The organism is Kitasatospora sp. NPDC033851 (genome assembly GCF_055576085.1).
This window is the reverse complement of the sequence record NZ_JBVIRL010000011.1, coordinates 109172-131244: the sequence shown is the minus strand read 5'-3', so window position 1 is coordinate 131244 and position 22073 is coordinate 109172. Positions and strand designations below refer to the sequence as shown.

14 protein-coding genes and 1 pseudogene are annotated in these 22073 nt (G+C 71.8%); 9 read left to right on the top strand and 6 right to left on the bottom strand.

The window, feature by feature from the left end; all coding sequences use genetic code 11:
* Positions 1-108: 108 nt before the first annotated feature.
* The 3 genes from ACZ51D_RS22140 to ACZ51D_RS22130 all read left to right on the top strand — a co-directional run bounded on the left by ACZ51D_RS22140 (position 109) and on the right by ACZ51D_RS22130 (position 2693).
* A complete protein-coding gene (locus ACZ51D_RS22140) occupies positions 109-744 on the top strand; it encodes a DUF6368 family protein (RefSeq protein WP_465621261.1) in 636 nt (211 codons plus the stop codon).
* A gap of 135 nt (positions 745-879) precedes the next feature.
* Positions 880-2034 carry a bifunctional glutamate N-acetyltransferase/amino-acid acetyltransferase ArgJ gene (argJ, locus tag ACZ51D_RS22135; protein ID WP_465621259.1) on the top strand — a complete coding sequence of 385 codons (1155 nt, stop codon included), beginning with the start codon at positions 880-882 and terminating at the stop codon, positions 2032-2034.
* Between the two features lie 50 nt (positions 2035-2084).
* Positions 2085-2693, top strand: coding sequence for an SMI1/KNR4 family protein (locus ACZ51D_RS22130; RefSeq protein WP_465621258.1), 609 nt, complete (start codon positions 2085-2087; stop codon positions 2691-2693).
* 95 nt (positions 2694-2788) lie between these two features.
* Here ACZ51D_RS22130 and ACZ51D_RS22125 read toward each other — a convergent pair whose 3' ends face one another.
* The 6 genes and pseudogenes from ACZ51D_RS22125 to ACZ51D_RS22100 all read right to left on the bottom strand — a co-directional run bounded on the left by ACZ51D_RS22125 (position 2789) and on the right by ACZ51D_RS22100 (position 13036).
* A complete protein-coding gene (locus ACZ51D_RS22125) occupies positions 2789-3259 on the bottom strand; it encodes a GNAT family N-acetyltransferase (RefSeq protein ID WP_465663381.1) in 471 nt (156 codons plus the stop codon).
* Between the two features lie 39 nt (positions 3260-3298).
* Positions 3299-4045: pseudogene (locus tag ACZ51D_RS22120) on the bottom strand (hypothetical protein); the annotation flags it as partial.
* 125 nt (positions 4046-4170) lie between these two features.
* Positions 4171-4866 (bottom strand): DUF7158 domain-containing protein, encoded by a 696-nt coding sequence (locus ACZ51D_RS22115; RefSeq protein ID WP_465621256.1) that lies wholly within the window; start codon positions 4864-4866, stop codon positions 4171-4173.
* Entirely contained in the window at positions 4863-9047 is a 4185-nt protein-coding gene (locus ACZ51D_RS22110; protein WP_465663342.1) for a glycoside hydrolase family 38 N-terminal domain-containing protein, read from the bottom strand. Before ACZ51D_RS22110 ends, ACZ51D_RS22115 begins: the two co-directional genes overlap by 4 nt.
* Before the next feature lie 36 nt (positions 9048-9083).
* Entirely contained in the window at positions 9084-11576 is a 2493-nt protein-coding gene (locus ACZ51D_RS22105; protein WP_465663341.1) for an endo-beta-N-acetylglucosaminidase, read from the bottom strand.
* Between the two features lie 281 nt (positions 11577-11857).
* Positions 11858-13036, bottom strand: a complete 1179-nt coding sequence (locus ACZ51D_RS22100) for a LacI family DNA-binding transcriptional regulator (RefSeq protein ID WP_465663340.1) — start codon at positions 13034-13036, stop codon at positions 11858-11860.
* 230 nt (positions 13037-13266) lie between these two features.
* Here ACZ51D_RS22100 and ACZ51D_RS22095 point away from each other — a divergent pair, with 230 nt between their 5' ends.
* From ACZ51D_RS22095 to ACZ51D_RS22070, 6 genes are all read left to right on the top strand, one after another.
* Positions 13267-14556 (top strand): ABC transporter substrate-binding protein, encoded by a 1290-nt coding sequence (locus tag ACZ51D_RS22095; RefSeq protein WP_465621249.1) that lies wholly within the window; start codon positions 13267-13269, stop codon positions 14554-14556.
* Between the two features lie 192 nt (positions 14557-14748).
* Positions 14749-15621 (top strand): carbohydrate ABC transporter permease, encoded by an 873-nt coding sequence (locus ACZ51D_RS22090; RefSeq protein ID WP_465621247.1) that lies wholly within the window; start codon positions 14749-14751, stop codon positions 15619-15621.
* Positions 15622-15640: 19 nt separating this feature from the next.
* Positions 15641-16498, top strand: coding sequence for a carbohydrate ABC transporter permease (locus ACZ51D_RS22085; protein WP_465621407.1), 858 nt, complete (start codon positions 15641-15643; stop codon positions 16496-16498).
* 44 nt (positions 16499-16542) lie between these two features.
* Entirely contained in the window at positions 16543-17799 is a 1257-nt protein-coding gene (locus ACZ51D_RS22080) for a glycoside hydrolase 5 family protein (RefSeq protein ID WP_465663339.1), read from the top strand.
* Between the two features lie 117 nt (positions 17800-17916).
* The gene (locus tag ACZ51D_RS22075; protein ID WP_465663338.1) at positions 17917-20961 is read left to right on the top strand and encodes an alpha-mannosidase; all 3045 of its coding nucleotides are present in this window, start codon (positions 17917-17919) and stop codon (positions 20959-20961) included.
* A gap of 172 nt (positions 20962-21133) precedes the next feature.
* Positions 21134-22066 carry an ROK family protein gene (locus ACZ51D_RS22070; protein ID WP_465663337.1) on the top strand — a complete coding sequence of 311 codons (933 nt, stop codon included), beginning with the start codon at positions 21134-21136 and terminating at the stop codon, positions 22064-22066.
* Positions 22067-22073 lie beyond the last annotated feature (7 nt).

The window sequence follows — 22073 nt, the reverse complement described above, 5'->3', positions numbered from 1 at the left end:
CCCCCGGCCAGACGGACACCCAGGCGGCCTCTCTGGCGGCCTCGCGGCGACCGGACAACGGGTGAGGTCGTTCACGCGGGGCATCAAGCCGGTGACTAGGCTCCCGGCATGTCCGGACCGACGTTGGTGATCGATCTCGCGGAGCCCCTCTCCCCCACTGTGCTGCGGGAGTTCCGTGAGCTGGTGGTGGGGCTCTCCTGCCGCTTCGAGGAGAAGCGCCCCGGTTGCTACGACGTCAACGTGCCCGCGGAACGGCTGGGTGTCGAGGACACCCGGGACGCGGACTGGCGACAGCCGAACCCGCTGCCGCTGCTCGGTGGGCAGCCGGCGGACGATCGGCTCGCGGCGCTGGTGGGGTTCAACCCGCAGCGCGAGGACTGGCGTCGGCCGTTCGACGTCTACCTGATGGGAGCGGGGGTCGGTGACGAGTCCGTCTTCGAAGCCGAGCACGAGGAGGAGGACGAGATCGAGGCCCTCCTGGGGTTCCGACCGGTGCAGGCCGTCAACGTCAGCGCCGCCTGCAATCGCCCGATCGACCACATCGCGACGGCCCTGCTGACCGCCGCCGTCCTGGACGTCACCGGCGGTGTCGGCAAGGCCGAGCTGGCGCCCGGGCAGGAGGCGGTGATCGCCGGGCTCCCCGGGCTGCTGGGGATCGCCGACGACGGGTGGGACACCGCGCTGGTGACGGCCGAGTTCCTGCGGGCCTGGGCCTGGCGGCCGGGCTTCCGGCTGGTCAAGTAACGACTCACCTCACCGCATCGCCTGCATATTCATGCACCATGCACCGACCTCGGCGGCTGAATTGACCACACCTTGATGGCTGATGTATTCAATACTTTGCAAATCTATTCGCGATCACCCAGGGAGGAATCAGCCATGCAGCCTGTGGCACCCCGCGGCTTCCGGGCCGTCACGGCGAACCTCGGCCTCAAGGACGTCGAGGACGACTTCGCGGCGGTCATCTCCGAAGTGCCGTGCCGATCGGCGGCCGTCTTCACCCGGTCGCGGTTCGCCGGCCCGAGCGTCATCCTCAGCCGCGAGGCAGCCGCACTCCACCACAGCCGCGGAATGGTCGTCCTGGCCCGCAACGCCAACGTCGCCACCGGGCGGGCCGGGGCGGAGAACGCCGCCGAAGTACGCCGCCGGGTCGCCGAGATCGCCGGCGTCTCGCCGGACGAACTCGTCATCGGCTCCACGGGCATGATCGGGCGCCCGTACCCCATGGAAAGCATCCGTGCCGGACTCGACGCCATGACCTGGCCGTTCCCCGAGACCGACTACCGGGCGGCCGCCAAGGCGATCATGACGACGGACACCCGCCCCAAGCACGTCCACGTGCGCTGCGGCGACGCCGTACTCGTCGGCATCGCCAAGGGCGTCGGCATGATCGAACCCAACATGGCGACCCTGCTGACGTTCTTCTTCACCGACGCGGACATCCCCACCGCCGAGCTCGACGCCCTCTTCCGCCGCGTGATGGACAAGACGTTCAATGCGCTGAGCATCGACACCGACACCTCCACCAGCGACACCGCCGCGATCTTCGCCAACGGGCTCGCCGGCCCGGTCGACCCGGCTGCCTTCGAACAGGCACTGTACGAGTGTGCGCTGCACCTCGTCCGCGACATCGCCTCGGACGGCGAAGGCGCGTCGAAACTGATCGAGGTCCAGGTGACCGGCGCCCGCGACACGGCGCAGGCCAAGCGCGTCGGCAAGACCGTCGTCAACTCCCCGCTCGTCAAGACGGCCGTCCACGGCTCCGACCCGAACTGGGGCCGCATCGCCATGGCCATTGGCAAACTCGAAGACGACACCGACATCGACCCCGCCACCGTCCACATCCGATTCGGCGACCTCACCATGTACCCCGACGAGCCGAGCGACGCACTCCTCGAACAGGCGGGCCGGTACCTGAGCGGCGACGAGGTGATCATCCGCGTCGACCTGGGCATCGCCGACGGCACGTTCACCGTGTACGGCTGCGACCTCACCGAGGGCTACGTGAAGATCAACGCGGACTACACGACCTGAGGGTCTCCCCGACCAGGTAGATTGCGGGAGATCCAGAGAGAAGAATCCGCATGGACTCCCGCGTCACCCGCATACGACGCAAGCTGGCCAAGGTGCCCTACGCCCCGCTCCGGAGCCACTCCTTCGGCGAGGAGAAGCACGGTTTCCGCCTCGCTCCCCCACTGCCCACCGCCAGTGTGGCCGAGTTCGAGGCCGACCACGGCATCCGGCTACCCATCGCCTACCGTAACTTCCTGACCACCATCGGCGGCAGCGGCGCCGCGCCCTCCTACGGTCTCCTGCCGCTGCGGTCGTGCCGGCTGTTCACGATGAATCCCCTGGAGAAGGCCGGATCGCCTCGGGGATTCACCTGCGCAGACCCTCCGGCACGCCCAGGCGACCTGTTCCTGAACATCATCGAAGCCGGGTGCAGCGACCTGCTTCTCCTCGGCATCACCGGCCCGCTGACCGGCCGGGTCGTCACCGGAAACGCCGACGGATTCTGGGGCCCCAACGTCTCCTCGGCCACCGACTTCCTGGCCTGGTACGAACGCTGGCTGAACCACATGCTCGACGGCCGCGACAACCGTGCCCTGCACCTGACCTCGCCCGCCCTTCGGGCACCTCTCGACCGTGTCGAGCGGGAGCACCGCCGTCGCCGCGAGGACCAGTCCCCGTAGCCCAGGGCCCGCCGCGTTCGATGGGTCGAGCGCGGCGGGCCGACGGGATCGTGCCTCCGTGGCGGTGGTGGTTGTCCGATCGCCGGTTCGCGGGATCACAGCTCCCGTCGCATGAGGACGCACATCGTCTCGTAGCGGCGGATCGTGCCGTCCGGCGCCTCCTCGTCCCAGGAGTCGGGTTCGCGGCCGTACGCGACGTAGCCGAGGCGTTCGTACAGGGCGCGGGCCCGGGGGTTGTCCTCCTCGACGGCGAGTTCGCTGCGGGTCAGGCCGCGCTCCCTGATCCGCTGTTCGGCCGCGCGGATCAGCAGTGTGCCCAGGCCGCAGGACTGGAGTGCCGGGTGGACGCCGAGCTGCCACACGGTGCCGGCGCCGTCGGCGACCTGGTAGTCGATGCCGCCGATCGCCACCGGCAGGTCGGCTGGTGTGCAGACCGCCAGGTAGTCCACCTCGCCGGCCGCCGCGCGCACCAACTCGTGTTCCACGCAGCGCAGATGGGTGGCCGAGCCGGACCAGGTGCAGGTCGGCAGGTCCTCGTGGCGCAGGTTCCGCACGGTGACGGGCAGGGTGACGGCGGTGTGGGACCGGGCGGTGGGCCCCGTGGACGGCCGGAGCAGCGTCAGGTCGTCGCCCCACGCGTCCAGCGTCGCCGCGTGGCCCGCTTCCCGGGCCCTCACCTCGACCTGCGCGAACAGCCCCTGTTGGGCGGACACGTCGCCCGTCCGCTGGATCCGCTCGATCGTGTCGAGCAGCACGCGGCCCTCCCAGCCCGGCAGCGGGTGCCGCTCCAGTTCCCAGGACAGGTACTTGTTGTAGGGGCGTGGCCGCCGGTCCAGCGCGAACAGGAGTTCCAGCAGGTGGCCGATGCTCTCGGCAGCATCGAGGAGGGACGGCAGGGCGAGGCCGTCGCGGGCGTTCTTGACCGAGCGGTACAGCCAGTTGACGTAGGCGTCCAGCCGGGCGGCGGCGACGGCACGCGCCTCCTCCGTACCGAGCCGGCCCTTCGCCGCGATGATCGCAGCGAGCTCGCCGCCGGTCCGGTCCAGCACGACGCGGGCCCGGGCGAGGGCGTACCGCTCCAGGCCGCCGAACGCGCGCAACCCGTCCAGCGTGGTCACCACCACGTCCAGCGCGGCGGAGCGATAGCCGTCCAGGGCCGCCAGTCCGGTCGTGGCCCGGTCCGCGAGGACGACGTACACGTCGTGGTCGGAATGCTCGGTGGGCATGTCCTCGTGCGCGTGCGACCCCTTGAGGATCAGCCCGACCACGTCGTCGTCGGCGGTGGCGCGATCGATGAACTCTTGATATTCGGACGGCAGTTGCTGCGGAGTTGCGGGCCGATGAACCGTCACTTCTCCTCCATGCGGACCGGTTTGTGTTACCTCGGCAAGCTAGCTGCGCCACCCCACCGACCGCACGCCGTTTTCCGTCGGCTCGCCCGGGCCGGGGCGGCGTCGCCGCCTCCCCGGGGGCGCGCTCAGTGACGGTGGTGGTTGTCGGGTTGGGCGGGGTCGCCGGGGTGTTCGAGGCCTTCGACGAGCGTGAGGCGTCGGGCGCGTTCCCGGTCGAGCCAGCGGACGAAGGCGGCCCGGCGGGCGGCGTCGCGGAGGGCGGGGGTGGGGTCGGGCGTCTCCGATGGCATGACGGTGGAGAGGAGGGCAGCCGCCCAGGGGCCTGCGGTGACCCACTCGCCGACCGGGGCCGCGCGGAGGGCTTCGGCGAGAGCTGTCGGCAGGGTGTCGGGGTTGGCCTCCAACTCGCCGTCGGGGAGGGAGAGGTGCCAGCGTTCCACTGGCGCTCGGGTGGTCATGGTGCGGTAGTGGGCAATGTCCTCGGCCGAGGGCTCGATGTCGGCTGTCACCCAGACATAGGCGGCCCGGACGGCTGCGCTGCCCTCGTAGGCGGCCGCCGTGATGGAGCCGAGTTCGACGGCGGCTTGTTGGTCGAGCTGGGCGGGGCCGGACAGGGCGACGGGCAGGTTGCGTTCGGCGGCCACCGCCTCGCACAGTGCCTCCGTGAGCAGCACCTGGGCGACCCATCGGGTCAGCTGCCGGTCCTCCGAACTTCCGGGTTGCGGCAGGGCGGTGGCGCGCGGGCCGTTCCGGAGGACGGCGAGCCGCTGATCGAGGCCGGTGCGCGCGAGGGGCCGACCGTCGAGCAGGCCGAGGGTCATGCTTCCACCACCAGGGCGACGGTCGGTGCGTACTGGCAGCGGCCGAACCACATCACCTTGGCGAGGGCCCAGTACGAGCCGGGGTCCGCGGATTCGGGGACGGCAATGGCGAAGTCGACCACCGTGGACGTACCGGCCGGGACGGTGAAGCCGCGTACGGGGTCGGCGATGGCCTCCCAGGTGCCCCATGGCGAGACCAGTTGCAGCTCGCCCCTGATCTCACCGCGCGTGCGGTTGGTGAGCGTGAGGCCGAGGGTGGCGTGGCCGCCCGGGTTCAGGCGCAGGGTCTGGTGCGGGACCTCCACGTTCAGTCCGGTGTCCCGACCCGAGGCCGCCTTGGTGCCCTGGGCGGCGGTCCAGTCTTCGGGCGTGTCGCCGGGGACGGGCAGGAGAGCGGGGAGGTCGCCGACGGCGATCGTCACCACGTCCTCGATCTGCTGGCCGTCGTGGTCGATCCGGACGGCCGCGAAGTACAGCCCGGCTTCGGCGTCGGCGGGCGGGGTGAGGGTGACCGGGAAGCGCAGGTGGCCGCCCGCCTCCAGTCGGTACGGGCGGCTGCCGAGGCTGGTGGCCCAGCCTTCGGGCGGCAGGACGACGGCCGTGCCCTCGACCGCCGCGTCCCGCAGCTGCGAGGAGAGGGCGACCGAGAGCGTCACCGGCTCTCCTGCTGTCCGCAGCAGTCCGGGCGAGGCGCCGACGGATACCGGCAGGTAGCCGAGCGGTGCCGGGCCTCGGTTGTGCAGCCAGTAGCGGGCGTGGACGGGCTGGGCGGGTTCGGCGACCGGGCCGAGGACCGGGCCGTCCGCCGAGGCGGAGACCTCGGGGGCGGCCAGCAGGGTGGCGATCTGCGAACCCGCGAGGTCCAGGCCCGACGTGGCGGAAGCGAGCGGCCGTTCCAGCAGGTCGGCGGGCCGTACGTCGCCCAGCCCGAGCGCGCCCGCGAGTGCGGCGGTTCGCCCGAGGCCCGTGGACTCGACCAGCCGGACGGCCAGTTCGGGTCCGCTTTCCGCCGCCGATCCCTTCGCGATCGGGTTCCCGGCCGGCTTGAGCGCGCCGAGCAGGACCTCGCGCTGCGGTTCGACGCGTAGCCAGGACAGGGTGGCCGGCAGTGGGCCCTCCTGCGCGGCCGTGACGCGGGCGTACAGCGGGTGGTTGAACTCCTGGCCGTGCGCGGGCAGCGTCTGCTCCCGCCAGTCGCCGTTCCCGCCGACCAGCGCGTAGCGGAACTCGTGGGTCCAGTGCTGGAGTTGGAAGGATGCACCGTCGGGCAGGGTGCGCCGGGGCGGGTCGATCCAGATGCCCGAGGGCCAGCCGGTGCACGACCGCATCAGGGACAGGTGCAGTGCGCCCGTGGTGTCGACGGCGAAGCCGGGCAGGCCGAAGCTGAGCAATGCCACGGTGTGGTCCGCGAGTTGATCGGAGACAGCGGCCGGGCAGACGGCGGTGATCCGGGCGTCGGCGAGGTCCTCGGCCAGCGCCGCGAGGTCGGTGACGACCAGCGCGGGCAGGGCCCGCAGGTCGCGCAGGTCGGCGTCCGGCCGCCAGACCTCGGCGAGCGGGGTCAGCGCCGGCACCCACACCGCGCCGTGTGCCTTCAGGGCGGCCGCGTACTCCTCGCCCACCTGTGCCATCAACTCGCGTGCGGCGTCGTTGACTTCGGGCGAGCCGACGACGATGCGGAAGTCCGGCAGGTTGGAGTCCACGTCCAGCCAGCCGTACCGCGCCCAGTCGGCGCCCGAGGTGGTGGCCGTCACACCAACCCGGGCGAGCGCGACGACCAGGGGGCGGGCGTCGGCGGCGTCGTCCAAGGTGGGCACGACGACTTCCGCCACACCCAGGGCCCGGGAGCCGATGACCGTACCGGCCGGGTCCGCGAGGTCGACACGCGCTGTGGCGCCGAGCCCGAACCAGGTGTTCGCCGGGTTGTCCAGGGTCCACGGCGCCTCCGCCGAGTCCACGTCGGGCATGGCGAAGCCGCGCCCGACGACCGCCCCCGCGACCTCGCTGACGGGCAGCCCGCCGGGGACGTCCACGGGGAAGCGCAGCCGCAGCAGCCGGTCGGCGCCGGAGTAGTCCACGATCCGGGTGCGGCAGTCGACCCGGTCGAGGCCGCGCCACAGGGTGACGGTCTGCTCGTATCGAAGAGCGGAGACCGTGCCCTCGATCACCAGGCGTTCGCCGAGCGGCCCGGTCTCCCGGCGGACCGACGCGGCGCCGTCACCGGAGCCGACCACCGGGCCGCTGGGCACCAGATGCCAGGGGCCCTCGCCGAAGTCGGGGTGCTGCGGGTACTCCTCGTAGACGCGCAGTTCGTTGCCGATCCGGCCGTCCTGGAGCAACTCCCTTTCGTGCCGCAGGTCCCAGACCGAGGTGAGGCCGCCGCCGCGTGCCGGGTCGGCGGTGACCCGGTAGCGTCCGTTGGCGATGCCCAGGCCTTCGGTCGCCGTCCACGGCTCCTCGGCGGTGCCTTCCGCCAGTCGCCAGGTGCGCCAGCCGAGGGCGGGCACGTCCTCGGCGAGGAACCGTAGCGTCCCCCGGTCGACGAAGCTCGGCACCGCCTCGCCCCGGTCGTCCAGCACCCGCACCGACCGTACGCCGGAAGGCAGTTCGACCGAGACGAGATCGGTCCGGTCGAAGGACAGCGTGTTGGTCACCACGACCGCCGAACCGGCCCCCGCCGTGGAGATCCGGCCCGTGAGCGCGTCCAGCGCCGCGTCCCGTACACCGCTCGCCAGGTCGTACGCCTCCCGCCAGCCGCCGAGCAGGTCCAGGTACACCTGGTCGGACTCGGAGCCGGTGATCGCGTCGTGGTGGGCGCCGTAGGCGAGTTGGCGCCAGACCTTGTCCAGCGCGGCGGCCGGGTAGCGGCCGAGTCCGTGGACGACGGCGAGCGTGGCGAGCTTCTCGGCGTCCACCGCCGCGACCTCGCCGGCCCGTTGGGCTTGCTTGGTGTCGATGTACGAGACGTCCTTGCCGGTGTACACCGGGTTCATGTCGCGGGTTTGCGGGCTGGGTCGCCGTCCGGTGGCGGCGAGTTCGGCCCGGACGGCGTCGAGGAAGTCGCGCGGGGTGGCGCAGACGAACCGGGGCCAGAGGTATTTGGCGGCCCAGGAGCGGTGGATCTCGGTGACCCACTTGTTGGGCGGAGTGTAGTCCGTCCCGACCGGCAGCAGCAGGTTCTTCGTCGCGCCGACCGGCTTGAGCTTGCGGTACAGCTCGTGGACGGCTTCCTCGGCGGTGGCGAGGTCGGGCGAGGAGTCCATCCACCAGCCGGCCGAGTAGTGGTGCGGCATGTAGTGGGTGAGCACACCCTCGCCGCCGGGGGCGATCCATTCGAACTCGCTCGGGAACTGCATCACCCGGGCGTCGTCCTTGGCCTCGCGGAAGTTCTTCTGGATCGGGCCCCACTGGTGGAACGGGCCGCGTGCCCAGGCGCTGCCGGTGAGACCGGCTGCGGCGAGGTGGCCGGGGAACTGCGGGTCGTGTCCGAACACGTCGAGTTGCCAGGCGGTTCGGGGGTCCCCGCCGAGGATGTCGCGCTGGTAGCCGATGCCGTGGACGATGTTGCGGATGGTGGTCTCGGCGCCGGTGAGGTTGGTGTTCGGCTCGTTGTAGGTGCCGCCGACGAGTTCGACCTGGCCGCGTTCCAGCAGTAGTCGCAGCGTCTCACGCCGTTCCGGGTGCTGGTCGAAGTAGGGCTTCAGGTAGTCGACTTCGGCGAGCACGAACTTGTACACCGGGTCCCGCAGGGCGAGGTCCAGGTGTGCGTCGACGAGCGCGAAGCCGTTGCGCTCCCAGAGCGGCCGGGTGGTGGCGTCGGCGGAGAGCAGTTCCCAGGGGGAGGTGTAGGCGGCCTGGGTGTTCCACCAGACCGGGTCGTAGTGGAAGTGCGAGACCAGGAACATCGTCCAGCCGGGCTCGGCGATGTCCAACCGCCCTTCCGTGACCGCGTCTTCGGACCGGACGGTGACCGGGATCCGATCGCCCGGCCGGGCATCGGCGGTGATCTCCAGGGGGACTTCGACCAGTCCCGTGCCGGTCGCCTCGCCGTGGACGCCCGGGCCGCTGACGGTGATCCGGGCGGCCGGGCCCTCGGTCGTCACACGCAGGATCTGGCGCGGGGCGTCCTCCGGTCCGACGAACAGGTCGGTGCTCTCGACGGCGGTGATGGTGACCGGCACGGGGGCTTCCTTTCCTCAGGTGCGAGCGGCGCGGGACTACGCGCCCCAGGCCTCGAACTCGTAGATGCGGGCGGCCTGGTCGGTGGTCTGGGTGGGCTTGGTGACCACCAGGCGGACGTAGCGGGCGGTGGTGGTCACCGGGTGGGTGGTGGTGCCGGCCGTGTTGCCCGTGACGGCGGCGACCGTCGTCCAGGGATCGCTGGTGCCGGACCGGACCTGGATGGTGAAGTCGCGGGTGTTGTACGAGCTGCTCTCGCCGCCCGCCGACGCGTGCTTGACGACGAACTTGGACAGGTGCTTCGCCGAACCGAGGTCCACCTCCAGCCACTTGGCGGAGCTCAGAGTGCACCACTTGTCGCTGTTGCCGCCGCTGACACTGCCGTTGACGGCCTTGGCCGGCGTCTCGTTGGCGTTGCACTGGCCGGAGGCGGTGGCCGGGCGGTTCCGTGCCAGGTTGGTGGAGGTCGGCGGCGTGCTGGTCCAACTCACCGTCGCCGACGCGGCGTTCGAGCGCCCGTACGTAGTGGACACGGCCTCGACGTCCAGTGTGGTGGCGGCTTCGCCGCCGGCCCGGTCGAGGCGCCCGACGAAGTACGCGTCGTTGGGCGTGGCGCCGAGGAAGGTCCGGGTGCCGTCCGCGTTGCGCCGGTACACCTCGTAGTGGTGGACGTTGCTGCCGGGCGCCGCCGCCCAGGACAGCCGCAGCGACTGGCTGGAGCCCGGCGTCACGTCGCTCGCGCCGAGGACGGTGAGGCCGCTCGGCGCCGCCGGGGTCTCCACCGTGCCGTCGTAGACGGCGACTTGGCCGACCCGAAGGTCGTACGCGGGGTCGGATCCCTCGACCCGGAGCGCGATCTGGGCGATGGTGCGGCCCGCGTACGGGGAGAGGTCGAGGGTGTGGCGCTCCCACCCGGTCCCGGAGTCCGCGCCGACGTCGATCGTGGTGAAGCTGTTCGGTGCGTCGGTGAAGGTGACGGCGGCCTTGAGCTTGGTGGGCCCGGCGGCCGGGGTCTTCACCACCAGGTCCAGCTTGGTGGTCGCCGCGACCGGCAGCTTGGCCTGGTACAGCCGGACGGTGTTGGCGGCGTCCAGGGTGCCGGTCAGCCGCAGCGAGGAGCCGCCCTGGTAGGCGTCGGTGAAGTCGACGGACGGGGTCAGCCTGCTGCCGGTGGAGTCGACCATCCAGCGGTAGGTGGGCGGGACGTCCTGGAGCGAGAGGTTGTTCCAGCCGCCGGTGGCGACCCGGGTGCCGCCCGCGTTGTAGAAGTCGCCCTGCCCGGTGTCGAAGTTGGTGACGAAGGGCTTGGCGGTGATCGGCGAGGATTCGGCGACGTAGCCGGCCAGGCCGGGCCAGCTCGACGAAAGGTCCGTTCGGGACGGGTCGTTGTTGGCGCCGACCCAGTAGCGGGCGTCCTTGTCGTAGAAGTCGGCGCGGTCGGTGGCGGACTTCCAGGTCCACTCCGGGCGGTAGAGGCCGAGCGAGGTGGTGTGCGGTGTGCCGGACGGGAAGAGGGTGTTCCAGTCCACGCTCGTGTTGTAGCCGTTGGCCTCGGTGTCGATGCCGGAGTAGAGGTCGTACTCGCTGCGGCCGAGCTGCCGGGCCAGCGTCCGGGAGGAGTTCAGGCCGCTCGCGGACCAGTCGAAGTTCAGGAACATCGAGTCCGAGGTGCGCTTCGAACCATCCTGCAGGAACGGGGAGTTGGCAGAGGTCAGGGCGTTCTGCCAGTCGACCGCACCGGAGGTGGTCATCGCGTCGTACCACATGAACTCGGTGCCGCTCTGCGCCTTGGTGTACTGCATCAGGTTCTGCAGCTCGCCGGCGAGAGCCGAATCGCCGCCGCCGGTCTCCTGGTTGATGAACCAGCCGTCGAAGCCGTAGTACTGCGCGGCCTGGGCGAGCTTGTCGGCGACGGGGTAGCGGCTGCCGGACTTCTGGACGAAGTCGCGCACCCACTGGATCTGGCCGCCGTACGCGCCGGGCGGGAAGAAGACGGTGCCGTAGACCTTGACGCCGTTGCGGTGGGCGGCGTCGATGACGGTCGGGTTGGGGGCGAGGATCAGGCCCTCGCCGGCCGAGCCGCCCCAGAACACCAGCTTGTCGACGTACTGCCAGTAGCCGAAGGCGTAGTAGTTGGGGTCGGCGGAGCCCTGGGAGGGGTTGTTGGAGGTGGGGCCGAAGGAGACCAGGGAGGCGATCTTCCCTTCGCCGGTACGGGCGTTGGGGTTCGCCTTGAGCGCCGGGTCACTGGTGCGCGGTTGCAGCGGGACGCGGGAGCGGTTGAAGCGGGCGTCCGGGTCGGTGGCCGGGTCCCAGTTCAGGATGGTGCTGGGGTACCAGTACGAGGCAAAGGGCTGGCTGCCCGGGCCGGCGGTGGCGGCGGGTGCCGAGCCTGGCGTTCCGGCGGGTGCCGAACCGGCCGTGCCGACGGGTGCCGCGACCGGTCTCGGCTCGGCCCAGGCCGAGGGGGTGGCGGTCAGCGCGGCCGTCGCGAGGGCGGCGCTGAGCAGCAGGGGGAGGCGTCGTGACATGCGGTGGCTCCGATCGAGCGGAGGAGGTGGGGGCGGGCCCGCCGTCGCGTACGGGGGCCGGGTGCATGCGGGCGTGCCAGTGCTGGAACGGGTGGCGCCGGAACGGGTAGAGCCGGAGCAGGTGGCGCCGGAGCTGGTGGCGGCGGAACGCGTGGCGCCGGAACGGGTGGGGGTCGTCGCCGCTGCGGCGGTTGCTCGACGTACGGGCGCAGCGGGAGCCGGACGAAGTGCGGCAGCGTGCGGCGGAGCGCGCCGGGCGGGAGCCGCTCGGCGCTGCGAGGCTAAACCGGTTCAGAACCGCTGTCAACGACTCGCGCAGCAACCACTCCGGGGAGCGAATCGCCGACGGAACCGGCCTCGGACTCGACGAGGGAAGCGGCCTCGGACTCGCCGGACGAACCGGCCGCGGACTCGACGAGGGAACCCGCCGCGGACTCGCCGGCACGACCGGGCGGCGAGGTGGACTCCCGTACGGTCAGCCGTGGCGTCGGCATCTGCAGGTCCCGCCCGGGCCCGGCCTCGTCGAGGGCGGCCAGCAGGCTGCGGGCGACCTGCTCGCCGAGCGCGAAGGTGTCCCGGCTGAGCGCGGTCAGCGGCGGGTGGACGATCCGGGCGAGCACCGAGTCGTCGAAGGAGACAATGGACAGCTCGCCGGGCACCGCGACACCCATCTCGCCCGCCACGCCGAGCCCGGCGACGGCCATCACGTCGCTGTCGTAGACGATCGCGGTGGGACGCCTGGCCCGGGAGAGCAGCGTGCGGGTGGTGGCGGCGCCCTCGGCGTCGCTGAAGTCGGTGGGCACCGACACGGCTTCCTCCAGGCCGAGCCGGCGCGAGGCGTCGCGCAGCGCACGGATCCGCCGCTGGGTGTGCTGGAAGTGCGGCAGCCCGGCGAGGTGGGCGATCCGGCGGTGCCCGATGGCGGCCAGGTAGTCGACGATCGAGAGCATCGCCTCCCGGTCGTCGGCCCAGATCCGCAGCTGGTTGCCGCCCTTGCCGGGCCCGCCGAGGACGACGGCGGGCAGCCCGAGCTCGTCCAGTACCGGCAGTCGCGGGTCCTTGACCTGCAGGTCGACCACGATGAAGCCGTCGACGCGGTGCTCGGAGGCCCAGCGGCGGTAGACCTCGATCTCGGCGGCGGTGTCCTCGACGACCATCAGGTGCAGCGCGACGGAGCTGGCCGAGAGCACGGCCTGGAGGCCGGAGAGCAGCTGACTGAAGAACGGCTCGACACCGATGGTGCGGGCGGGGCGGGCGATCACCAGGCCGACGGCGTCGGCCCGGGCACCGCCGAGGGCGCGTGCGGCGCTGTGCGGGCGCCAGTTCATCTCCTCCGCGACCCGCAGGATCCGGGCCCGGGTCGCCTCGCTCACGCCCGGGCGGCCGTTGAGCGCGAAGGACACCGCGCCCTTGGAGACACCGGCCTGGCGGGCGATGTCGGCGATCGTCGGTCTGCCCACAGGACCCGACTCCTCTCTTGACAGCCAAGTTTAGGCGGGAGCATAGTCCCTGGCATAGCTAGACCGGTTTAGTTGGTTAGTGAGTCAGGTTCCGGGATTCGCCACAACCCCCTGTCGACGGAACTCCCGTTGACAGAAACCCCCGTTGACGGAGAACCCCCGGAACATCCCCGGGAAGCACCCCGAGCTCAGCACGATCCCCCACCCACCCCCAGGACCGGGAGACCCTCATGCGAAGAATCTGGGCGGCACTGACGACTACGGCCCTCACCGCGGCCGCACTCACCGGCTGCGGACTCGGCTCCGGTGACACCAAGGACAGCGACAGCGTGGCGAGTGCGGCCGCCACCGGCGAGGTCAAGGGCAAGGTCTCGCTGCAGACCTGGGCGCTCAAGCCGAAGTTCACCGACTACATGCAGGGCGTGATCGACGGTTTCAAGAAGAAGTACCCCGGCGTCGAGGTCGACTGGCTCGACCAGCCCGGCGAGGGTTACTCCGACAAGGTGCTCAGCCAGGCCGCCGCCGGCACCCTGCCCGACGTGGTGAACCTGCCGCCCGACTTCGCCCTCCCGCTCGCGCGGAAGGACCTCCTGCTGGACGTCGCCAAGGCCGACCCGAAGCTCGCCGACGAGTACGTCGCCGGCGGCGTCGATGCCTACCGCTTCGCCGGCCACCCGGGCACCTTCGGCTACCCCTGGTACCTCAACACCGATGTGAACTACTGGAGTTCGGAACTCCTCACGAAGAACGGCCTGGACCCGAAGAAGCCCCCGACCAGTCTGGACGAACTGATCGCCCAGGCCCGGGTGATGAAGGAGAAGTCCGGCGGCCAGACCTACCTGATGAGCCGCAAGCCGGGCCTCGGCGACCTCTACAACGCCGGCGTGAAACTCATGTCCGACGACGGCAGGACTTTCACCTTCAACACCCCCGAGGCCGCCGCGCTGCTCGACAGGTACCGCGACGCCTTCAAGGAGGGCCTGCTCCCCAAGGACGTGCTGACCAACACCTACGCCGGCAACACCAAGCTGTTCAACGCCGGCACCGCCGCCTGGACCACCGCCGGCGCCAACTACATCACCAGCCTCGCCACCGACAACCCGACGCTCGCCCCGAAGGTCGTCCCGTCCGCCGCACTGGCCACCCCTCCGCTGTACGTCCAGGGCGTGTCCATCCCGAAGAGCACCAAGAACCCGGCCGCCGCGGTCGCCCTCGCCCGCTGGGTCACCAGCGCCGAGAACCAGGCCGCCTTCGCCCACCTGACCAGCATCTTCCCGTCCACCAAGGCCTCGTCGGACGACCCCTTCTTCAGCAAGAGCGACGGCACCAACGCGGGCGACGCCAAGGTGATCGCGTTCAACTCGCTCGCCAAGGCCAAGCTGATCCAGCCCGTCCAGGTCGACGACGCGATGAGCACCATCGTCAACCAGCAGATCGCGCTCGCGATCAGCGGCGACGCGAGCTCCAAGCAGGCGCTGGACACCGCCGTCGAGCAGTGCAACAAGCTGCTCAAGGGCTGACCCCGACCAGCAGCCCCGCGCAACGTCACCGACCACAGCCCCGACCAGCGTCACCCACCAACAGCCCCGACCAACAGCCCCGACCGTACCGGCCGAGCGGCGGGTTCCGGGTACCCTCCCGCCCCCCCAACCCGCCGCTCCCGGGAATGACCCGCACCGCCCGCAGGCCCAGGCTCCAGGAAGGCAAACCGCATGACCCACCGGCGTTGGTTCACCCCCTGGCTGCTCGCCGGGCCCGCGATAGTCTGGCTGGCCGTCTTCAACCTCTGGCCGGCCGTCAACACGGTGATCCTGTCCTTCACCAACGCCAAGCCGCTGGGCGGCGGGCAGTTCACCGGCCTGGAGAACTACGGCCGCCTGCTGGACGACGAGCAGCTCGCCGACGCCCTGCTCAACAGCATCGTCTTCATGCTGGTCTGCCTGCCCCTGCTGACCATCCTGCCGCTGCTGCTCGCGCTGCTCGTCCAGCGCAGGATCCCCGGCATCACCTTCTTCCGGACCGCCTTCTACACCCCGGTGATCGCCTCCGCCGTCGTGGTGGCGCTGATCTGGGGCTGGGTGCTGAACGATCGCGGGCTGGTCAACGGCGTGCTCCAGCAGACCGGACTGGCCGACTCCCCGGTCGACTTCCTGACCGACCGCTGGCTGCTGCTGTTCAGCGCGATCGCCCTGACCGTCTGGAAGGGCCTCGGCTACTACATGGTCATCTACCTGTCCGCCCTCGCCAACGTCCCGCGCGAGCTGCACGAGGCGGCGGCCGTGGACGGCGCCGGGCCGGTCAGCCGGTTCTGGCACGTCACCCTGCCCGGGGTGCGGCCGACCATGGTCCTGATCTCCGCGCTGATCTCGGTGAGCTCGCTGCGCGTCTTCTCCGAGCTGTACGTGCTCTCCAACGGCCAGGGCGGCCCCGGCGGACGGGACATGTCGGTGGTGATGCTGATCCAGATGTACAGCCGCGGCTTCAACGGCCACCTCGGCTACGCCTCGGCGCTCAGCCTGCTGCTGTTCGTCGTCACCCTCGCCCCGATGCTGTTCCTGATGCGCCTGAACCGGAAGGCGGCCTGAACCCGTGACCACCCGCCCGATGAAGGCCGCCAAGGGCTCCCGGGGCTTCGACACCCCCTCCCCCGCCCGGACCGTCGCCCGCTACCTGCTCCTGGTGCTCGTCCTGCTCCTGGTCATCGGCCCGTTCCTGTGGCAGCTGTCCACCTCCCTCAAGGGCCCCGCCGAGGACGTCTTCACCCGCACCCCGACCTTCCTGCCCGAGCAGCCCACCCTCGGCAACTACGGCAAGGTCGCCGACACCATCCCGGTGTGGACCTACGCGCTCAACTCGGTGATCGTCGCCGCGGTCTGCATCACCGGCAACGTGGTCGGCTGCACCCTGGCCGGCTACGCGTTCGCCCGGCTGCGCTTCCGCGGCGCCAAGCTCGTCCTCGGCCTCTTCCTCGCCACGCTCGTCCTGCCGGGCGAGGTCACCATCGTCTCCCAGTACGTGCTGGTGCGCGGCCTCGGCCTGGCCGACACCCTGGCGGGCGTCGCGCTGCCGGGCTCGATCGCGATGCTCAACGTGCTGCTGATGCGCACCGCCTTCGCGGCCGTCCCGCTCGAGCTGGACCAGGCCGCGCTGGTGGACGGCGCCAACGTCTGGCAGCGGCTGTGGCACATCGGCCTGCCGAACGTGCGCGGCATGATCAGCGTGATCGTGATCTTCACCTTCATCGGCGCCTGGGACGACTTCCTCTGGCCGCTGATCGTGCTCAACGACCCGCAGAAGTACACCCTCACCGTCGGGCTGCAGTACCTCAACGGCACCTTCTCCGCCAACCCCCGGCTGATCGCGGCCGGCACCATGATCGCCTTCCTGCCGATCGTCGTGGTGTTCGGCGTCTGCCAGCGCTTCTTCTTCAAGGGCGTCGAGGAGGGAGCCGTCAAGGGCTAGCGCCACCGTCCGTACGCCCCGAACCCAGTCGAGGAAGCTCTCCGATGACCACCGCCCCCCGCTTCGGCGTCAACTACACCCCCAGTGTCGGCTGGTTCCACCACTGGCTCGACTTCGACCTCGACGCCGTGCGCGCCGACTTCGACTCCATCGCCGCCCTCGGCCTGGACCACGTCCGGGTCTTCCCGCTGTGGCCGCTGTTCCAGCCCAACCGCACCCTGATCCGCCCGCGCGCCGTCGACCAGCTGACCGCCCTGGTGGACGCGGCCGGCGAACGCGGGCTGGACGTCGCGGTGGACGGCCTGCAGGGCCACCTGTCCAGCTTCGACTTCCTGCCGGCCTGGACCCGGACCTGGCACCGGCGCAACCTCTTCACCGACCCCGAGGTCGGCGACGGCCAGGCCGCCTACCTGCGCACCCTCGCCGAGGCGCTGCGCGAACGGCCCAACTTCCTCGGGATGACGCTCGGCAACGAGATCAACCAGTTCTCCGGCGACCCGCACCCCGACCCGGACCGGGCCACCCCCGCCGAGGCCGAGGCCTGGCTGCGCCGGATGCTCGACGCCTGCGAGACCGGCGCCCCCGGCCGGCTGCACCTGCACGCCTCGTACGACGCCGCCTGGTACCTGGACGACCACCCGTTCACGCCCTGGCACTCGGCCCGGATCGGCGCCGCCACCGCCGTGCACTCCTGGGTGTTCAACGGCACCGCCCAGCGCTACGGCGCCCACTCCACCGCCACCGCCCAGCACGCCGCGTACCTGGTCGAACTGTCCAAGGCCTGGGCGGACGACCCGGCCCGCCCGGTCTGGCTGCAGGAGGTCGGCGCGCCCGCCCCGCACATCGGCCCCGAGGACGCGGCGCGCTTCACCGGCGCCACCGTCGAGGCCGTCCTGGACTGCCCGGACCTGTGGGGCGTCACCTGGTGGTGCTCGCACGACGTGAACCGCTCGCTCGCCGACTTCCCCGAACTCGAGTACAGCCTAGGCCTGTTGACCACCGACCGGACGGTCAAACCGGCCGGCGCCCGGCTCGCCGAGGCCGCCGCCGAGGCCCGCCGCTCCTGGCAGCCCCCGAAGCCGCGCAGCACCGCCGTGGTGGTCACCACCGGCGACGAGGTCACCTCCCCGAAACGCTCGGCCTGCGGCCCCGGCGGCCCGGTGTACGAGGCGTTCATGCGCCTCGCCGAGGCGGGCGCCCGCCCGACCGCCGTCCTCGCCGAACGCGCCGGGGACCGCGAGCACCTGGCCGCGCGCGGTATCACCGAGGTGGTCCACCCCGACGACGTATCTTCCCTCTAGCCCGTTCCCGTCCGACCCTCAGCCACACACCACGCAGTCACGCAGCCCTCAGTCACGCATCACGCAGCCACGCATCACTGCCACGCACCCCTCAGCCACGCAACGGAGCCCGCTGACATGCACGATGACCGCACCCTGGTCGAGTCCCGCCTCAAGCGCGTCCTGGACGAGCGCATCCGCCCGGCCGTGTACCCCGAGTCCATCCCGCTGGAGGTCGGCATCTGGACGGCGCCAGGTGAGCCCGTCCCGGTCGCCGAGGGCCTGGCCGCGCCGCGCACGCCGATCGCGGTCGGCGACGCCTGGGGCGCGCCCTGGGGCACCAGCTGGATCACCGTGACCGGTACGGTGCCCGAGGCCTGGGCGGGCCGGACCGTCGAGGCGCTGATCGACCTCGGCTTCGACGCCAACATGCCCGGCTTCCAGTGCGAGGGCCTGGTCTACCGCCCCGACGGCACCCCGGTGAAGGGCCTCAACCCGCAGAACCAGTGGGTGCGGATCGCCGCCCCGGCGGCCGGCGGCGAGCCGGTGCTGCTGCACGTCGAGGCCGCTTCCAACCCGGTCATCCTGGACTACCACCCCTTTCTGCCCACGGAGTTGGGCGACCAGGAGACGGCGGGCGACCGGCCGCAGTACAAGCTGGCCCGGATGGACCTCGCCGTCTTCGACGAGACGGTCTGGCAGCTGGTGCTGGACCTGGAGGTGCTCGGCGAACTGATGGCGGAGCTGCCGGTGGAGAGCGCCCGCCGCTGGGACCTGCTGCGCGCCATCGACCGGGCCCTGGACGCCGTCGACCTGCAGGACGTCAACGGCACGGCGGCGGCCGCCCGTTCACAGCTCGAAGGGGTGCTGGCCGCGCCCGCCGCGCCGTCCGCGCACCGGATCAGCGCGATCGGCCACGCGCACATCGACTCGGCCTGGCTGTGGCCGCTGCGCGAGACCGTCCGCAAGGTGGCCCGCACCACCGCCAACATGACCGCGCTGTTGGAGGACGAGCCGGACTTCCTCTACACCATGTCGCAGGCGCAGCAGTTCGCCTGGATCAAGGAGCACCGACCCGAGGTGTACGCGCGGGTCCGGAAGGCGGTGGCCGAGGGCCGGTTCGTCCCGGCCGGCGGCATGTGGGTGGAGTCGGACACCAACATGCCCGGTTCGGAGGCGATGGCCCGGCAGTTCGTGCACGGCAAGCGGTTCTTCCTGGACGAGTTCGGGGTGGAGAACCACGAGGCCTGGCTGCCGGACACCTTCGGCTTCACCGGCGGCCTGCCGCAGATCATCCGCAACGCCGGCTCCAAGTGGCTGCTGACGCAGAAGATCTCGTGGAGCCAGGTCAACAAGTTCCCGCACCACACCTTCCTGTGGGAGGGCATCGACGGGACCCGGATCTTCACCCACTTCCCGCCCGTGGACACCTACAACTGCTCCATGAAGGGCAGCGAAATCGCCCACGCGGCAAGGAACTTCAAGGACAAGGGGGTGGCCAGGCACTCGCTCGCACCGACCGGCTGGGGCGACGGCGGCGGCGGCACGACCCGCGAGATGGTCGCCAAGGCGGCCCGGATGAAGAACCTGGAGGGCTCGGCCACCGTCCGCTGGGAGAAGCCCGCCGAGTTCTTCGCCAAGGCCGAGGCCGAGTACCCGAACCCGCCGGTCTGGGTCGGCGAGCTCTACCTGGAGCTGCACCGGGCCACCCTGACCAGCCAGGCCAAGACCAAGCAGGGCAACCGGCGCAGCGAGAACCTGCTGCGCGAGGCCGAACTCTGGTGCACCACCGCCACGTTGCGCACCGGAGCGGCGTACCCGTACGAGCAGCTGGACCGGATCTGGAAGACCGTGCTGCTGCACCAGTTCCACGACATCCTGCCCGGCTCGTCCATCGCCTGGGTGCACCGCGAGGCCGAGGCCACGTACGCGACGCTGGCCGGGGAGCTGGGGGAGCTGATCGGACGGGCCCAGCGGGCCCTCGCCGGGGATCCCTCGGGTGGACGCGAGCTGGTGTTCAACGCGGCGCCGCACGCGCGCTCCACCGTCGCGGCGGGCGGGGCCGGCGTGGTGGCTCCGCCGGTGGACGGCTGCACGGTGGTCGAGCGGCCCGAGGGCGGCTACCTCCTGCGCAACGGCCTGCTGGACGTCGTGGTGGACGCGGACGGCCTGGTGGCCTCGGTGGTCGAGGTGGCGAGCGGTCGGGAGTCCGTCGCCCCCGGCACCCGCGCCAACCTGCTCCAGTTGCACCCCGACTTCCCCAACATGTGGGACGCCTGGGACGTCGACCAGTTCTACCGCAACACCGTCACCGACCTGACCGGCGTGGACTCGCTCACCGTCCTCTCGGAGACGGCCGAGCGGGTCTCCGTCCGGGTCGTGCGTTCCTTCGGCTCGTCCACCGCCGTCCAGGATCTGACCCTGCGCGCGGGCGAGCAGCGCCTCGACATCGAGACCCTGGTCGACTGGCACGAGACCGAGAAGTTCCTCAAGGCCGCGTTCCCGCTGGACATCCACACCGAGCGCTACGCCGCCGAGACCCAGTTCGGCCACCTCTACCGGCCCACCCACACCAACACCAGTTGGGACGCCGCCAAGTTCGAGGCCTGCAACCACCGCTTCGTCCACCTCGACGAGCCCGGCTGGGGCGTCGCCCTGGTCACCGCCTCGACCTACGGCCACGACGTCACCCGCACGGTGCGCTCCGGCGACGGCGGCACCACCACCACGGTCCGCTTCTCGCTGCTGCGCGCCCCGCGCTTCCCCGACCCGAAGACCGACCAGGGCCTGCACCGCTTCCGGCACGCCCTGGTCCCGGGCGCGGCGATCGGCGACGCCGTCCGCGAGGGGTACCGGATCGGCCTGCCCGAGCGGCGGGTCACCGGCAGCGCCGAGCGGGTCGCACCGCTGGTGGAGCTGGACAACGACGCGCTCGTGGTGAGCGCGGTCAAGCTCGCCGACGACCGCAGCGGGGACCTGATCGTCCGGGTCTACGAGGCGGGCGGCGGCCGCGCCCGGGGCCGGCTGACCACCTCCCTCCCGTTGGCCGACGCCGTCCCCTGCGACCTGCTGGAGCGGCCCTGGGACGGCACCCGCGGCGAGGTGGCGGTCGAGGACGGCGCGGTGCGGCTCGCGCTGCGCCCGTTCGAGCTGGTCACCCTGCGGCTCCGGGCGGCCGGCTAGCCCCTGCGCTGCGCTGCGCAGTGCGGCTGCTCTGCGCCGTCCGGCTGCTCCGGGCTGTGCGGCTGCTCTGCGCCGTCCGGCTGCTCCGGGCTGTGCGGCTGATCTACGCTGTGCGGCGCCCCGGCTCCCACCGGCCGGGGCGCCGCCCCTCCCGACCCTCCTGGAGTCCACCGTGCCGCTCACCCCGCTGTTCGCCGCCGTCGACATCGGCGGCACCAAGATCGCCGGAGCACTGGTCGACGGCGACGGACGGCTGCGGCACCGGCTCCAGCTGCCCACCCCGGCGACGGAACCGGGCACGGCCGTGCTCGCCGTCGTGCACAAGGTGCTGGACCAGCTCGCCGGGACGGCCGACTGGGCCGCCGTGACCGCCGTCGGGATCGGCAGCGCCGGTCCGGTCGACCTCGCCGCCGGCACCGTCAGCCCGGTCAACATCCCCGGCTGGCGCGGTTTCCCGCTGGTCGCCGAGGTCGCCGCGCACCCGGCGGTGGCAGCGCGCGCACTGCCCGTGCGCCTCGCCGGCGACGGCGTCGCGATGGCCGCCGCCGAGCACTGGCAGGGCGCGGCCCGGGGCGCCGCCAACGCGCTCTGCCTGGTGGTGTCGACCGGCGTCGGCGCCGGGCTGGTGCTCGACGGCGTGGTGCGGCCCGGCCCCAGCGGCAACGCCGGGCACCTCGGCCACATCACCGTCGACCTGGACGGAGATCCCTGCCCGTGCGGCTCGCGCGGCTGCCTGGAGGGCCTCGCCAGCGGCACCGCGATCGCCCGCCGAGCGCTCGCCGAAGGCTGGCGGCCGCCGGGCGACGACCGGACGGCCCGCGCCGTCGCCGCCTCCGCCACCGCGGGCGACCCGGTCGCGCTCGCCTCCTTCGACCGCTCCGCCCAGGCCCTGGCCGCCGGCATCGCCGCCACGGCCGCCCTGGTCGACCTCGACCGCGTCGTCGTCGGCGGCGGCGTGGCCACCGCCGGGGACGTGCTGTTCGCCCCGCTCGCCCGCCACCTGGACCGCTACGCGGCCCTCTCCTACATCCGCGGCCTCGACGTGCGCCGCGCCGAACTCGGCACCGACGCCGGGCTGATCGGCGCGGCCGCGCTCTGCCGCTGAACCGTCC

Coding starts and splice junctions, on each gene's coding strand:
- ACZ51D_RS22140 (WP_465621261.1), top strand. CDS start 109: ATGTCCGGACCGACGTTGGTGATCGATCTCGCGGAGCCCCTCTCCCCC.
- ACZ51D_RS22090 (WP_465621247.1), top strand. CDS start 14,749: ATGACCCACCGGCGTTGGTTCACCCCCTGGCTGCTCGCCGGGCCCGCG.
- ACZ51D_RS22105 (WP_465663341.1), bottom strand. CDS start 11,576: ATGTCACGACGCCTCCCCCTGCTGCTCAGCGCCGCCCTCGCGACGGCC.
- ACZ51D_RS22080 (WP_465663339.1), top strand. CDS start 16,543: ATGACCACCGCCCCCCGCTTCGGCGTCAACTACACCCCCAGTGTCGGC.
- ACZ51D_RS22075 (WP_465663338.1), top strand. CDS start 17,917: ATGCACGATGACCGCACCCTGGTCGAGTCCCGCCTCAAGCGCGTCCTG.
- ACZ51D_RS22130 (WP_465621258.1), top strand. CDS start 2,085: ATGGACTCCCGCGTCACCCGCATACGACGCAAGCTGGCCAAGGTGCCC.
- ACZ51D_RS22095 (WP_465621249.1), top strand. CDS start 13,267: ATGCGAAGAATCTGGGCGGCACTGACGACTACGGCCCTCACCGCGGCC.
- ACZ51D_RS22115 (WP_465621256.1), bottom strand. CDS start 4,866: ATGACCCTCGGCCTGCTCGACGGTCGGCCCCTCGCGCGCACCGGCCTC.
- argJ (WP_465621259.1), top strand. CDS start 880: ATGCAGCCTGTGGCACCCCGCGGCTTCCGGGCCGTCACGGCGAACCTC.
- ACZ51D_RS22085 (WP_465621407.1), top strand. CDS start 15,641: ATGAAGGCCGCCAAGGGCTCCCGGGGCTTCGACACCCCCTCCCCCGCC.